Here is a 13,478-nt window from a genome sequence, read left to right as displayed (position 1 = left end):
GCGTCGAAGAAAAAAATCGGCAAAGCAGACCAGAGCCCCTATTCGGTGGGCCCCTATTTTTTTCTGGTCGTCACCACCCCCTTTCCAAATTTCAAGACAATTTGGGTTATTCCACATACGATCTCGAAGTTAGCACCTCTGTTCACGTAACTTCTTCCTAATGATTTATCAGCAAATCGTCTCACGTCTGGACCTGGAGACTGAAATGGGCTATCCCCATACCATCACCACAACCATCCAGCACACGACAACAATGAGCAAGATCCAAAGGGCAAAACTGGTCAAGCCAATCCATGCAAAAAAAATAAAAACACTGGTTAAGACCCCTATGAAGAACCGATCCCCCGGTGTGGTGGGTATCGGCAGAAAACCGCGGCGTTCCATGGAGGGAGATACGGTCTGCCACACGGTCATGGCAATCACAATTCCAATAATAGTGGTGATGAAAATGGCGGTGGGTACGGTCCATTCCATCCATTCCAGTGTCAGCTTCATGGTAGTTCCTTTTTATACCCGGCCCAGGGCGAAACCCTTGGCCATATGATTGCGTACAAACCAGATCACCATGGCGCCCGGTACAATGGTCAGAATCCCGGCTGCGGCCAACAGCCCATAATCAAGGCCCGTGGCGCTGATGGTTCGGGTCATGATGGCGGAGATCGGTTTGGCTTCAGTGACTGTCAGGGTCCTTGCCAGCAGCAGTTCCACCCAACTGAACATAAAACAGAAAAAGGCCGTGACGCCCACACCGGCCCGGATCAGAGGAATAAATATGGTGACAAAGAAGCGAGGGAAGCTGTACCCGTCGATAAAGGCGGTTTCATCAATCTCACGGGGGACCCCGGACATAAAACCTTCCAATATCCATACTGCCAAAGGCACATTGAACAGGCAATGGGCCAGGGCCACTGCAATGTGGGTATCCATGAGGCCCACCGTGGAATACAACTGGAAAAAGGGGAGCGCGAAAACAGCCGCGGGCGCCATCCGGTTGGTGAGCAGCCAGAAAAACATCTGCTTGTCGCCTACAAACTGGTACCGCGAAAAGGCGTAGGCCGCGGGCAGGGCCACGAACAGAGAGATGACAGTATTCAGTGCCACGTAGATCATGGAATTGACGTATCCCATGTACCAGGATGAATCCGTAAATATCTTCATGTAATTCATGAATGTGATGTCCTTGGGGTACAACGCAAAAGACGCAAGGATGTCGGCGTTGGACCGGAGGGACATGTTGAGCATCCAGTAGATGGGAATCAGCAACAGGAAAAAGTATATGGCAAGACCGACGATTTTTTTCTTTCCTTTCATACTTTATCTCCTCTTCCGACTCGCTGAAGGGCCTGGTAAAAGATAAAACTGAACAGGAGAACGATGACGAAATAGATGAGGGAAAAGGCCCCGCCCGGCCCCAGATCGAACTGCAGCAGGGCGATCTTGACCAGATAGATGGAAAGGAACGTGGTGGAATTGCCGGGGCCTCCTCCGGTGAGCACAAACGGTTCCGCATAAATCAAGAAACTGTCCATGAATCGCAGGAGAAAAGCGATGGTGAGTACGCCGCGCATCTTGGGCAACTGGATGTAGAGAAAGGTAGACCAGGCCGATGCCCCGTCGATCCGGGCGGCCTGATAATAGGCCTCGGGAATGGCGCGTAGTCCGGCATAGGCCAGCAGGGCCACCAGGGGAGTCCAATGCCAGACCTCCATGAGCATCAGGGTCACCCAGGCGTCCAAAGGCCTCGCCGTGTGGTCGAACGGAATGCCCAGAAGGTTGTTCATCCCCGCGCCGAACAGCCCGATATCGGGCCGGGTAAAGATGATCCAGATGGTTCCGATGGTATTCCATGGAATCAGCAGCGGCAGCGCAATGGTCACCAGACAGGCGGGGACCCCCCATCCCTTTTTGGGCATGGCCAGGGCGATGAGGATGCCCAGGGGCATTTCGATCAACAGCACGAGCCCGGAGAACATGAACTGACGCCAAAGCGCTTCATGCAGGCGATAGTCGCCCAACATCTCTTCGTACCATTCGGTTCCGACGAAGATGCTCTGTCCCGGTGCGAGAATGTCCTGGACCGAATAGTTGATCACGGTCATCAGGGGAATGATGGCACTGAACGCGACAATGACAAAAACCGGCATCACCAGCAACCAGGCCTTGTTATCGGGCCATTTTTCCATGACAATACCCTTTGGAATTGAAGATTGAGGATTGAAAAATGTACCCACGCTCTCTAATAGGAGAGGGCTCTCTATTTAGGGCTGTATTTCATCGTTTTGGGTTTTGCTGTTTGAATTTGTTCTGGATTTCCGATCTCCGTATTCGCACGTTCCCTGAACGGGTCTATTTGTTCGGGCACTATTTAACCCGCCAGCCGTCGGCGAACAAACGGGTCCATTGCGGCGGAAAAGAAAGCCAGGCCCGTCTCTCGGGAACATGCTGGTCTTCAGACAGATTGGCCTTTAATGTCCTCCCCGCCAGTCTGAGGGTCATGATCCTGTAGCTCCCCAGGTCTTCAACCATCCTGACCGAGGCCTCCACCCGGTTGTCACCGGGTTCGCCATGGACCTCCAGGTACATGGGCCGAATCCCCAGTTCCAGCTTTCCTTTGGCCTCAAGTCCTTTTGCCGCGGTTTCCTCAGCCAGGGGAATGTCGGCCCCATCCACGTGGGCCACATTTCCATCGATGACGCAATCCAGGAAGTTCATCCCCGGACTCCCGATGAAATAGCCCACAAAACGATGTTCGGGATTTTCAAAAAGGTCTTGAGGCGTTCCGATCTGCACAATTTCACCTTCGTACATTACCGCCACCTGATCGGCAAAGGTCAGGGCCTCCACCTGGTCATGGGTCACATAGATGAAGGTCAGCTTCAGCTTTTCGTGGATCTCTTTGAGCTTGCGCCGCAGGTGCCACTTGAGCTGTGGATCAATCACGGTCAGGGGCTCGTCAAAGAGGATGGCCGCCACGTCGCTTCGGACCAGCCCGCGACCCAATGAGATTTTCTGCTTGGCATCGGCTGCCAGTCCCGCGGCCCGCTTGCCCAGGAAAGAGGTCAGTTCAAGAATCTCAGCGATTTCCAGGACCCGCTCCTTTACCAGGGATTCATCGATCCCTCGATTGCGCAAGGGAAATGCCAGATTATTGTAAACCGACATGGTGTCGTAGAGCACCGGGAACTGAAAGACCTGGGCGATGTTCCGTTTTTCAGGCGGCAATTTGGTGACGTCCCTTCCATCGTAAAGGACCCGACCCCTGCTGGGGGTCAGCAGACCGGAAACAATGTTGAGCAAGGTCGTTTTCCCGCAGCCCGAGGGACCCAACAAGGCGCATGCGGACCCGTCCTCCCATACATTGTGGATCCGCTTCAGCGCATAATCGGAATCCTTTCCGGGTCTGGCAAGATAGCTGTGCGCAACTTCACTCAACTCGATGCGAGCCATAACACTCCCCTACATCAGTCGGTCTTTGACGCCTCTCGTGGGGGCGACGCAACCAGTGCCCCTGATGGGTCGTATACAAAAAAGGAGGATGGGCTGACATATATGGTTATTTCAACGCCGATCCGGACCGGCCGAACGCCTCTTTCCAGAACCACCAACTGGAAACCATCGTGAGTCGCATGGATAAAAGTTTCCGACCCATTGATCTCCGCCAGTCCCACTCTTGCGGGAATTTCCACATCTTCTTTGCCTGTTCTGGACAAAAAAAGGTGATTGGCGCGGACGCCGAATACATAGTCCCCGTCAGTCAGGGATTTCATATGGTTATTGAGCGGCAATTCAATATATTGCCCCATCCGGGCAACGCCCCCATGGACCCTGCCGGTGAGGAAATTGATCGGAGGATCGCTGAAGACTTCGGCCACTTTGGTTGTGGCGGGGTGATGATACACTTCCGGAGTCGGACCGGTCTGCAGGACCCGGCCCTCGTCAATAACCACGACATTGCCGCCCAACATCAGGGCCTCGGTCGGTTCCGTTGTTGTGTAAACCACAATGGCCTGACGCGCTTCAAAAATATCCTGCAACTCAGCCCGCAGCTCCTCGCGCAGCTTGTAGTCCAGATTCACCAGGGGCTCATCCAGCAGGAGAAGATCCGTCTCCTTGACCAGGGCCCGGGCAATGGCCACGCGCTGCTGCTGTCCGCCTGAAAGCTCGCTGGGTAGCCGATCCAGGAACCCTTCCAGATGGAGCATTTCCGCTGTAGTGCGCACTCGTTTGTCGATTTCTGAATTGGGGACCTTGGCGATTTTCAGAGGCGATGCGATGTTGTTAAAGACGGTGAGAGAGGGATAATTAATGAACTGCTGATACACCATGGCAATCCTGCGCTTTCGGACAGACCTGCCCGTAACGTCTTGCCCGTTTACCAAAACCCGTCCGCATGTAGGCCGGTCCAGCCCGGCCATCAGGCGGAGAAGGGAGGTCTTGCCGGAAAGCGTGCGGCCAAGGAGGACATTCCGAGATCCCGCCTCAAACTCCAGGCTTACCGCGTCGATATGCGTTTCGCGGCCCACCTTCTTACCTATGGATTCCAATCTCAAGGACATAGGAACGTCATCCATACGGCTGCTTTACGTCTGTTGATGGATTTTCAAAGCCTGATCCAAATAATTCGACCGGTGCGGTCTGCATATGGGGGGCGCTTGTCAGGAGCCCCGTGTTCAATGACCACCACCTGAGACAGCGGTTCAAATCGCTTGTGGAGCAGTCCGTGCGTTCCGCCGGATGCGCCGGAATGGATATCCTCTCTTTTCATAAAGACGCAACGGAATGTCGCAAAGGACCAGGTCAATGACAAAACCTGTTCCGGTTGCGCGCCACCGATGATCTTGAGTATGTTTGGTTGCAGAGGATGGTCCATGGTTACTCAGGAACCGGACGCCGATCCGGCAGGTTGAAGTTCAAAGGTGAAAATCTCGTCTATTTTTACTAGAACAACCTGAAAAGAATGTCAAGCATTTCTTTCGGAAAATTACATTGTTTTTCATAAAATAATCGTTTGTGAAAAATCATTTCAACGGATGGCATCCCATAAGCGATGTGGATTATGTGTTGAATGCCATCCCGAGAGAGTTTTCTGTCCAAAAGGAAGCGACGTTCAAGTCCACCAGAATGGCTTTTTGCCTGTATTCGGCGGGCAATCTAACGGCACCGGTCTTCATCTTTCCGCCAGACGCCCGAACAGCCGTTCACAGGGGCTGTGGATCTTCGGGAAGATCATCTTGAATTTTCGTTTGCGAAATGCATTATTTAGTGATATGTTCTCTTTGACAAATTCAGGAAATAGAAAACCATGCCGGAGGTGACTGTAATGGGACTTGAAATGGCACCCGACAAGACCGTCACGACAAGAACAGAAGAAGAGGAATTTAAGAAAGACGGCAAGTCGAGGAGCGTCCTCCTCCGACAATCCAAAATCGTGGACCTTGTCCGAGGGCAGGGATTTGTTTCCATCGATGCCCTGGCCCAGACATTCATGGTCACCCCCCAGACCATTCGCAGGGACATTAATGAGCTCTCCAGAAAGGGCCTGGTACACCGGCACCATGGAGGGGCCGGGCTCCCTTCCAGCGTAGAAAACGTAGGATACACAACCCGCAAGATGTTTGCGCTGGCAGGAAAGATCCAGATCGCCCGCCTGCTGGCAAGGCATATCCCCGACGAGGCATCCCTCTTCCTCGACATCGGTACGACCACAGAGGAGGTGGCCAAAGCCCTCCTGAATCATGACCGGTTGAGGGTGATCACCAACAATCTGAATGTGGCGGTCATTTTGAGCGAAAACGAAAGGTTCGAAGTGATTGTCACGGGTGGGGCCGTGCGCGGCCGTGACAGGGGACTGACAGGGGAGGCGACCATTGATTTCATCCGGCAGTTCAAATTCGACTTCGGCATCATCAGCGTGAGCGGCATCGACGGAGACGGAACCTTGCTGGACTTCGATTATCATGAAATTCGAGTGGGACGGGCGATCATCGAAACCTCCCGAAAGGTTTTTCTGGTGGCCGATCACACCAAATTCGGCCGGCAGGCCATGGTGCGCCTCTGTAATATCCGTGAAGTGCACGCCCTGTTTACAGACCAGTTTCCCCCTCCCGAGATGTGTGAGATGTTAGCGGCCGCAGATGTCAAATTGTATGTGGCAGACGAATCCTCACCTAACGATTTGAAACCCGTCCAGGGGAAGTCTCTGAAAAAAAAGATCATTCCGTCCGGAAAAGATGTCCCACCCAACTCCTGAGCAATCTTCGACGTGCATTCCCAACCAGGAAATGAGGCGATTTGCTGAAACCCCTCAGCGGCCTTATCGAATTTCCTAAACGGCTGCTGCGGGCATGTCCCGGCTGGCGATAATGTCGATGCCCTCTCCCAGGGCATTCTTCAGCACCACCTGGTCCATGGTTACCGGTGCCTCGATATTCAATTGACGAATCTCGCGCAACAGCTCGAAGATGCGTGGTTTGGGAAAGGGTTCCTTGGTGTAAACAGGCACCAGGGGGTGAATCCCCCCCTTGACATGTACTGTCGTCGCCACCATACGCCTCGGATCGGTTAATTCCGCCTCAGCGAATTTGAGCCCGCGTTTGCATGCATTGCCGTTCACATGCAATACAGTCGCGCCCTCGCGCGTCACCGTCAGATTGCACCCCATGGGGCATGTGATGCAGATGATATTCTCTGTCTCTGGCATGTTCATCTTCCGGTCCAGGCTCCGTGTCACGGCGATTAAACCGGAGCTACGCTAACGACGAGTTTTTTTGCATTTCGGACCGCGTCATACTCCTGTCCTCGCAGAGTGAGGCTTACCATTTCACCGGGACGCGCGTACCGCTCCCGCTTCTTCGCAATGAGTGTGTCACCGTCGGTTATCCGCACCTGAACCGCCTCTTCCATCGGTTGTGTCACTCGCATCTGAAGGGTGATCGCGTCCTGGGTCAGCGTCTCCGGATCGAGCTTGTGGGGGACTACGTAGCGCACATTCCGACCGGCAGCGGTGGGTACCATGACCGCCTTCTTGTTACAGCTCCCCTTGGCAAACATGGCCGCGCGCCTCCCAGCGGTAAGGCCGGCCTGGGTGACCCAATCCACCAGGTCATAGACATGCACCACGTTGCCGGCGGCAAACACCCCGGGGATATTGGTGGCGAATCCGTCATCCACGAACGGCCCGTTGGTGACTGGATCCAGCACCACACCGGCCTTTTGCGAGAGTTCGTTCTCCGGGATCAATCCCACCGAAAGCAGCAGGGTGTCGCAGGGAATGATCTCCTCAGTACCGGGGACAGACTGCCACCGCTCGTCCACCTGGACCGCCTCAACCGCCTCCACACGGTCGTTGCCGATAATGCGCTTGACGGTGTGTCGCAATTGCAGCGGAATATCGAAATCCATGAGGCACTGGACATAGTTGCGGCTCAACCCCGTGAGATAGGGCATGACCTCCAAGACCCGTTCGACCTTGGCCCCCTCGAACGTCAGACGCCGCGCCATGATCATGCCGATATCCCCCGAACCCAGAATAACAAAGCGCTCGCCGGGCATGTATCCCTCAACGTTGACCCACCGTTGCGCCAGCCCCGCGGTATAGACGCCGGCCGGGCGCGGTCCGGGGATGCGAATCTGGGCGCGCGTGCGCTCCCGGCATCCCATTGCGATAACGATGGCCCTGGCCTGGAGTTCTCTAAATCCCCCCCGGGCTCCCGAAACATATATCTTGCGCCCCGGCGTCACATCCAGCACCATGGCATCGAGCAGATACTCGATGCCGACCGATTGCGCCTCATTGATAAAGCGCTGGGCATAGCTGGGACCGGGCAGATCTTCCTTGAAGGTCTCCACCCCGAACCCGTTGTGGATGCACTGCAACAGGATGCCGCCCAATTCCGGATCGCGGTCGATCATCAATACGTCGTCCGCACCGGTTTTTTTGGCGGAGATGGCCGCGGCCAGCCCGCCGGGACCGGCCCCGATGACGACGACGTCATAATGGGATTTCAGCGGCTTCGCCATCACGGAACCTCCTTGGTCCTGCGGAAAAGGAGTTCGGAGCCATCCCCTTTCTTTGTTATCTCCAGGGGGTCCTTTCCCAATTCGCGAGCCAGGATATTGATAACGCGAGGCATGTCAAAGGCGCCCAGGCAGCGTCCCGTACCCAGCCACGTGCGCCGTTTAAGGGCGTCGTAGGTGGTGGCAGGAATCGGCGCGTGGATCTCGGCCACGATTTCGCCCTCGGTGACATATTCACAACGACAGATCACCCGTCCATATCGAGGGTCTTCAGCGACGAGTGCAGCCTGCTCCCCGTGAGACAGGTTCCGGAAAACAGGGCGTGCCGGGCGAATCGAATCCCAATCCGCCTTGGGTGCCAACGCCTCACCCGCCTCCCGCAATAATTCTACCACCTTCTCGGCAATGGCGGGCGCCGCGGTCAATGCGGGAGAATCCATGCCGCCCAGATTGACGAAGCCCTTGACGTGCTCCGGGATTTCGATAATGAAGTCGTGATTGTAGTGCACGTCCGGGTTTTGGCACGGTGCATTGCCTGCGGGCCGCAACCCTGCGAACACCGCAATAATGTCTCGCCGGTCAAGACTCGGGACCAGTTTCTTGCCCCCATCCCAGATCTCATCCATCCCCTCGGGCGTCACATCCACGTCAATCTTATCCTCGACATTCTCCGCATTGGGTCCGATAAGGGTATTGCCGTGAAGGGTCGGGGTGACCAGTATCCCTTTGCTGATGGGAGTGGGTACCGGGAACAGCACGTTTTGGACCTGAATCCGGCTGCGATCCAAAACAAAATACTCTCCTCGGCGGGGCGTGATCGTGAATTCCGGCCGTACACCTGCTTTATGCATCACTTCGTCGGCAAAAAGACCGGCTGCGTTGATCACCCACCGGCTATGGAACCTACCCCGGTTGGTTTTGATCCCGACGATGTGCTTGACCTCCTCATCCGACCATAGAAACTCCTGGAACTCCGTGTCAAGACGGAGTTCGACGCCGTTCATCACCGCATTCTCTGCGGCTGCGATGGTTGCGCCCCAAGGATCGCAGATGCCGCCGGCAGGCACGAAGAGGGCACTGGTCACCTCGGGAGTGATGCACGGCTCGCGCTTATGCATCTCCCTGCCGGAAATGATCTGCGCCGGTGTGCCGTTCTTCTGGGCGCGGTCCAGAAACATGTCCAGGCTCGGGCGTTCGTCTTCGCCCACAGCCACAATGTAAGCGCCGGAGCGTACAAACCCGAACTGGAGGTCTTCGGAAAGCCGGTCCCACATCGGATTCGCCTTGATGTTCATCTCGGCCTTGAGCGTACCGGGGACTGCGTGGTAGCCCGCATGAACCAGGGCGGAGTTGGCCGCCGTGGCGCCGGTACACACGTCTGAAGTCTTCTCGACAAGCAGAATCCTGAGCGTGTACCGGGATAACCAGCGGGCTACCATACACCCCACCACCCCGGCGCCTATGATGATGACGTCATACTGTGAACGCATTCACCCCTCTGCTTCAGATTGCAGCTTCGAATCGTTGATCCGGAACCATGGTGACCTCTCGCTCTTTAACGAAGGCCCGTACTGATGTGGGACATGCCCCGGTAGATGACACCAAAGACAAGCCGGGACATATCAAAGTTGTTTCTAAACCTGTAAAGCACCATGAAACTGTTTGACATCCACCCCATGGCCGACGAAGACAATAACCAAGTCGACTTCTGCCACGCTTGAAACCAACACCGCTCTTGTGGATCAGCGCCCTGACAGAACCGCCAGTGGCGGCGCCATCGATGAAGCGCTGTGCTTACCGGGGATCTCCCATGATGGCCCGGCATTGGGGCGCGGATCCGACAAAGACCAAGCTTAACCAGAATTTATTATTCCCACATGAAGAAATATGTCAAGAATTTTTTTCGAAATATGACATTTTTCAAAACATAAGGTTATTTACGAAAAAATGTGATAGAGTGTGTGGCCCGGAGTGATATGGCACAGCGGCAGACGTCGGGGAATATTCCCATCTGAAACGAGGCGGTTCTCTGGTGTGATGCAAAAAAAATTTATTTTATTATTTTGATGAGATAAATTAACTTACGATCCTTAGGATGTGCATGACAGCGGTCCTTATCCTGTACGCCGAGCTTCCGAAAAAAGACTCCGAAGGGCCTTCGCAGCTCTGATTATCCCAAATTTCAATTTTCGTTTTTGAACGTTATTGTTTTAATGCGTGTTGTTTTAAAACATGTGCAAGAAGGGGCAAAAACCTGCCGAGGCTTGCGAGGCGGGAATACAGGCAAGAATCTCATTCGTACGAATCGTGGGAAACCGGTCCTGGCAATGCGCTCTATTCTGATTCCCTCCGCGCCCGTTCCCGGTTTTCCCTCACCATCCCCAGGAAAACCCGATAAGGCCCAGGGGTCCCGTACGGACACAATGCCAGCCGGTCACCGGGGAATACGGGATCGTAGATATTGATCACCTGTCCATTACGAAATACCGCTTCCACCTCTTCAGGCGGAAGCGACAGCATCGTAACGATATGGTATGCGGTACACCCCTCTTGGGGAACATCTCTTTCCAGGGTATAGGGCAATCCCTGCCCATCCATGTGGCTCCGCAGAAACCCGAATATGCGGATGGTGACAGGCTGTTGTTTTGTGGTTGTACCCATCTTTTTCAACCCCCTCCTACGGGGGGAAAGAGCCCGACCCGCTCGCCCCCTTCCAGTTCATAATCAAAAGACGCATTCCTGCCATTCACCATGATAATCTTGATCTTATCCTGGGGGATATGCATCCGCTTGCAGAGTTCGAATATCGTTGTCTTCCGATCCAAGGAAATCAATACTCCCTCAGACGGATCATATCCGGGAATGTACTGTCTCACCGTTGAACTCAGAAACACCTTTATAGGTAAAGACATCTTTTTAAACAGACCCTCCACTGAAAATGCTTGCGGGTTGCTGCTTGTCTTCTCTCAATTCAGGAACCTCAGACCGTCAGCCGTTGAAGAACCTTTCCGTGTCTTGGAGTGAGATCTTTCGTTTTTTTTGGATGCAGGCTGAACCAGTATCCGATATCGTCAGAGAGGACCCTGCTGACTGGAATTTATCAGAAACACCCGTAGCTGTCAATTCCGCTACAGATGGCGCCTTATGTCATTCTTGACTTAACATGCTGATTTTTTTGTAAAAACTGCTTGATATCGAGATCATATTATGGCAGGCTTAGGGGGGTGACAGGAGCGACGATCGACTTCTTTGACCAGGACCCAACGGGTCCGATTTCTCGCCAGCCGAGCGGTACCGAAGCAATGTCATTGAAAAAACACGCAATAACCCAATTCAAAAGGAGGCTGCCATGTTCAAGATGTTAAGAGTCAACATGACCGATCTTTCGGTCAAGGCGGAAGATATCCCGGAGGTATATGAGGGACTGGGCGGACGGGGGCTCACCTCTGCCATCGTGGCAAGAGAGGTGGAACCGACCTGCTCCCCCATCGGGCCCAACAACAAGTTGATCTTTGCCCCGGGCCTCTTGGGCGGCACCAATTGCGCCAATTCGGGCCGTATCTCAGTGGGCGCCAAGAGTCCCCTCACGGGCGGCATCAAGGAGGCCAATTCAGGGGGTCAGGCAGGCCAGTATCTTGCCCGGCTCGGTATCGGAGCAATCGTTGTAGAGGGTCTGCCGCAGAACGGAAAGCTCTATAAGCTCTGGGTGGGCAAGGACCGGTATGAGCTGTCTCCTGCAGACGAGCTAAAAGGTCTCGGGAACTATGCCGCCGTAGATAAACTGAAAACCGAATTCGGAGACAAAGTCGGATTTGTCAGTATCGGTCAGGCAGGCGAATGGAAACTGGGCGGAGCGAGCGTGGCCTTTACCGACAGAGAGGTCCGCCCCACCCGGCATGCCGGCCGGGGCGGCCTGGGCGCAGTCATGGGATCCAAGGGACTCAAGGCCATTATCATCGATCCGTCAGGGGGCCAAGTGGCGCCCATTATTGACAAGGAATCCTTCAATCAGGCGGCCAAACGCTTTGCCAAGGCGCTTCAGGAGTATCCGGTAACCGGTCAGGGCCTGCCGACCTACGGGACAGACATTCTCATCAATATCCTTAATGAGGCGGGGGGGCTTCCCACCCGAAACTTCAGCGCCGGGCGTTTTGATGGGGCCGACAAGGTGGGAGGAGAAACCCTGAACAGGCTCACCATAGAACGTAAGGGAGATCCGACGCACGGATGCATGTCGGGTTGCGTCATCCGTTGTTCCGGAATCTTCGTTGACCAAAAGGGCGATTATGTTTCCAAATGGCCCGAATACGAAACCGTATGGGCCTGGGGTCCCAACTGCGGGATTGATGATCTGGACGCCATCGCCCGTATCGACCGGGCCTGTGACGATATCGGTGTGGATACCATCGAAATGGGAAATTCGGTGGCCGTTGCCATGGAAGGGGGCTTAAAAAACTTCGGCGACGCAGCGGGTGCCGAAGAGCTCATCGCAGAGGTGGGCAAAGGAACCCCCCTGGGCCGCATATTAGGCGCAGGGGCCGGGGTCGTGGGAAAAACCTTCGGGGTCAGACGGGTTCCCGTTGTCAAGAACCAGGCCCTCCCGGCCTATGACCCGAGGGCGGTAAAGGGCGTCGGCGTAACCTTTGCCACCTCACCGATGGGGGCGGACCACACGGCAGGTTACGCCGTGGCAACCAATATCATGAATGTGGGGGGCCAACTGGATCCGCTCAAGAGCGAGGGCCAGGCGAAACTCTCCAAAGATCTCCAGATCGCCACGGCCTTCATCGACACTGCCGGGCTTTGCCTCTTCGTGGCCTTCCCGGTGCTGGACGTCCCTGATGCCTTCGCGGCGATTGTGGATATGGTGAACGCCAAGTATGGTCTAAGCCTCACAGGAGACGACATCGGCGCCCTTGGACAGAAGGTCCTGAAGACCGAGATCGACTTCAACCGGCGCGCCGGGTTCACTTCGGCCGATGACCGGCTCCCCGAGTTTTTCAAGACGGAAAAACTCTCGCCCCACAACGCCGTCTTTGATGTTTCTGACGAGGATCTCGATTCAGTGTTAAAATTTGATTCCCCCTGACAGTGTCCCCCCCGTCCGATAAGATGCGGACGGGGGGGAACTTCCCCCAGACCCGGCCTGACGCATCCACACTCTCCGGCCGGCATCCCCCGATCGTCGCCTCTACCGAAAACGGTCCGCAATCAGAGCCGGAATCGAGTTCAAGGCCAAGTATGGCTTGATTTTCAAAATAAAAAGATATATTGTGAGGCGGTTGCAGAAGTCTCGATCTCATTCTCGTACTCATAGTGGATTGTTGGGACATGGATAGCGATAGAAAGATCAGAATCGGTATTGTTGGTATCGGAAACTGCGCAGCCTCTATCCTCCAGGGTATCGAGCACTACCGGCAAAACGAGGCGGATGAAGAACACCTGGGATTGATGCACTACGA

At 54.8% G+C, this 13,478-nt stretch carries 13 protein-coding genes; 2 read left to right on the top strand and 11 right to left on the bottom strand.

Going from position 1 to position 13,478, the window contains the following annotated elements; all coding sequences use genetic code 11:
- Positions 1–210 precede the first annotated feature (210 nt).
- From K9N21_14400 to K9N21_14375, 6 genes are all read right to left on the bottom strand, one after another.
- On the bottom strand, positions 211–495 hold the full coding sequence (locus tag K9N21_14400; protein ID MCF8145104.1) for a DUF2160 domain-containing protein: 285 nt from the start codon (positions 493–495) through the stop codon (positions 211–213).
- A gap of 12 nt (positions 496–507) precedes the next feature.
- Positions 508–1,311, bottom strand: coding sequence for a carbohydrate ABC transporter permease (locus tag K9N21_14395; GenBank protein MCF8145103.1), 804 nt, complete (start codon positions 1,309–1,311; stop codon positions 508–510).
- Positions 1,308–2,183: a sugar ABC transporter permease gene (locus tag K9N21_14390; protein MCF8145102.1), complete on the bottom strand. Its 876-nt coding sequence runs from the start codon at positions 2,181–2,183 to the stop codon at positions 1,308–1,310. The genes K9N21_14395 and K9N21_14390 overlap by 4 nt, the downstream gene beginning before the upstream one ends.
- 178 nt (positions 2,184–2,361) lie before the next feature.
- Positions 2,362–3,447 carry an ABC transporter ATP-binding protein gene (locus K9N21_14385; protein MCF8145101.1) on the bottom strand — a complete coding sequence of 362 codons (1,086 nt, stop codon included), beginning with the start codon at positions 3,445–3,447 and terminating at the stop codon, positions 2,362–2,364.
- Positions 3,448–3,461: 14 nt separating this feature from the next.
- Positions 3,462–4,556: an ABC transporter ATP-binding protein gene (locus K9N21_14380; protein ID MCF8145100.1), complete on the bottom strand. Its 1,095-nt coding sequence runs from the start codon at positions 4,554–4,556 to the stop codon at positions 3,462–3,464.
- Between the two features lie 44 nt (positions 4,557–4,600).
- Complete coding sequence (locus K9N21_14375) at positions 4,601–4,870, bottom strand: hypothetical protein (protein MCF8145099.1); 270 nt, start codon at positions 4,868–4,870, stop codon at positions 4,601–4,603.
- Positions 4,871–5,332: 462 nt separating this feature from the next.
- On the opposite strand from K9N21_14375, the gene K9N21_14370 reads away from it, so the two are divergent.
- Complete coding sequence (locus K9N21_14370) at positions 5,333–6,250, top strand: DeoR family transcriptional regulator (GenBank protein MCF8145098.1); 918 nt, start codon at positions 5,333–5,335, stop codon at positions 6,248–6,250.
- A 75-nt stretch (positions 6,251–6,325) separates the two neighbouring features.
- On the opposite strand, the gene K9N21_14365 is transcribed toward K9N21_14370, so the two are convergent.
- The 5 genes from K9N21_14365 to K9N21_14345 form a co-directional block, all read right to left on the bottom strand.
- Complete coding sequence (locus tag K9N21_14365) at positions 6,326–6,700, bottom strand: DUF1667 domain-containing protein (protein ID MCF8145097.1); 375 nt, start codon at positions 6,698–6,700, stop codon at positions 6,326–6,328.
- Between the two features lie 35 nt (positions 6,701–6,735).
- Positions 6,736–8,019 carry an NAD(P)/FAD-dependent oxidoreductase gene (locus K9N21_14360; protein MCF8145096.1) on the bottom strand — a complete coding sequence of 428 codons (1,284 nt, stop codon included), beginning with the start codon at positions 8,017–8,019 and terminating at the stop codon, positions 6,736–6,738.
- Positions 8,019–9,506: an NAD(P)/FAD-dependent oxidoreductase gene (locus tag K9N21_14355; protein ID MCF8145095.1), complete on the bottom strand. Its 1,488-nt coding sequence runs from the start codon at positions 9,504–9,506 to the stop codon at positions 8,019–8,021. The genes K9N21_14360 and K9N21_14355 overlap by 1 nt, the downstream gene beginning before the upstream one ends.
- Before the next feature lie 844 nt (positions 9,507–10,350).
- A complete protein-coding gene (locus tag K9N21_14350) occupies positions 10,351–10,677 on the bottom strand; it encodes a MoaD/ThiS family protein (GenBank protein ID MCF8145094.1) in 327 nt (108 codons plus the stop codon).
- 5 nt (positions 10,678–10,682) lie between these two features.
- The gene (locus K9N21_14345; GenBank protein MCF8145093.1) at positions 10,683–10,928 is read right to left on the bottom strand and encodes a MoaD/ThiS family protein; all 246 of its coding nucleotides are present in this window, start codon (positions 10,926–10,928) and stop codon (positions 10,683–10,685) included.
- Positions 10,929–11,365: 437 nt separating this feature from the next.
- Here K9N21_14345 and K9N21_14340 point away from each other — a divergent pair, with 437 nt between their 5' ends.
- Positions 11,366–13,105 (top strand): aldehyde ferredoxin oxidoreductase, encoded by a 1,740-nt coding sequence (locus K9N21_14340; protein MCF8145092.1) that lies wholly within the window; start codon positions 11,366–11,368, stop codon positions 13,103–13,105.
- The last annotated feature ends 373 nt before the right edge of the window (positions 13,106–13,478 follow it).

Source organism: Deltaproteobacteria bacterium (assembly GCA_021737785.1).
Classification (GTDB): Bacteria; Desulfobacterota; DSM-4660; order Desulfatiglandales; family Desulfatiglandaceae; genus AUK324.
This window is presented reverse-complemented; position numbering and strand designations above follow the sequence as displayed.

Excerpts from the sequence above, each read along its gene's own strand:
- K9N21_14400 (MCF8145104.1), bottom strand. The coding sequence starts at position 495 with ATGAAGCTGACACTGGAATGGATGGAATGGACCGTACCCACCGCCATT.
- K9N21_14365 (MCF8145097.1), bottom strand. The coding sequence starts at position 6,700 with ATGCCAGAGACAGAGAATATCATCTGCATCACATGCCCCATGGGGTGC.
- K9N21_14360 (MCF8145096.1), bottom strand. The coding sequence starts at position 8,019 with ATGGCGAAGCCGCTGAAATCCCATTATGACGTCGTCGTCATCGGGGCC.
- K9N21_14380 (MCF8145100.1), bottom strand. The coding sequence starts at position 4,556 with ATGTCCTTGAGATTGGAATCCATAGGTAAGAAGGTGGGCCGCGAAACG.
- K9N21_14355 (MCF8145095.1), bottom strand. The coding sequence starts at position 9,506 with ATGCGTTCACAGTATGACGTCATCATCATAGGCGCCGGGGTGGTGGGG.
- K9N21_14370 (MCF8145098.1), top strand. The coding sequence starts at position 5,333 with ATGGCACCCGACAAGACCGTCACGACAAGAACAGAAGAAGAGGAATTT.
- K9N21_14390 (MCF8145102.1), bottom strand. The coding sequence starts at position 2,183 with ATGGAAAAATGGCCCGATAACAAGGCCTGGTTGCTGGTGATGCCGGTT.
- K9N21_14350 (MCF8145094.1), bottom strand. The coding sequence starts at position 10,677 with ATGGGTACAACCACAAAACAACAGCCTGTCACCATCCGCATATTCGGG.
- K9N21_14340 (MCF8145092.1), top strand. The coding sequence starts at position 11,366 with ATGTTCAAGATGTTAAGAGTCAACATGACCGATCTTTCGGTCAAGGCG.
- K9N21_14375 (MCF8145099.1), bottom strand. The coding sequence starts at position 4,870 with ATGGACCATCCTCTGCAACCAAACATACTCAAGATCATCGGTGGCGCG.
- K9N21_14385 (MCF8145101.1), bottom strand. The coding sequence starts at position 3,447 with ATGGCTCGCATCGAGTTGAGTGAAGTTGCGCACAGCTATCTTGCCAGA.
- K9N21_14395 (MCF8145103.1), bottom strand. The coding sequence starts at position 1,311 with ATGAAAGGAAAGAAAAAAATCGTCGGTCTTGCCATATACTTTTTCCTG.
- K9N21_14345 (MCF8145093.1), bottom strand. The coding sequence starts at position 10,928 with ATGTCTTTACCTATAAAGGTGTTTCTGAGTTCAACGGTGAGACAGTAC.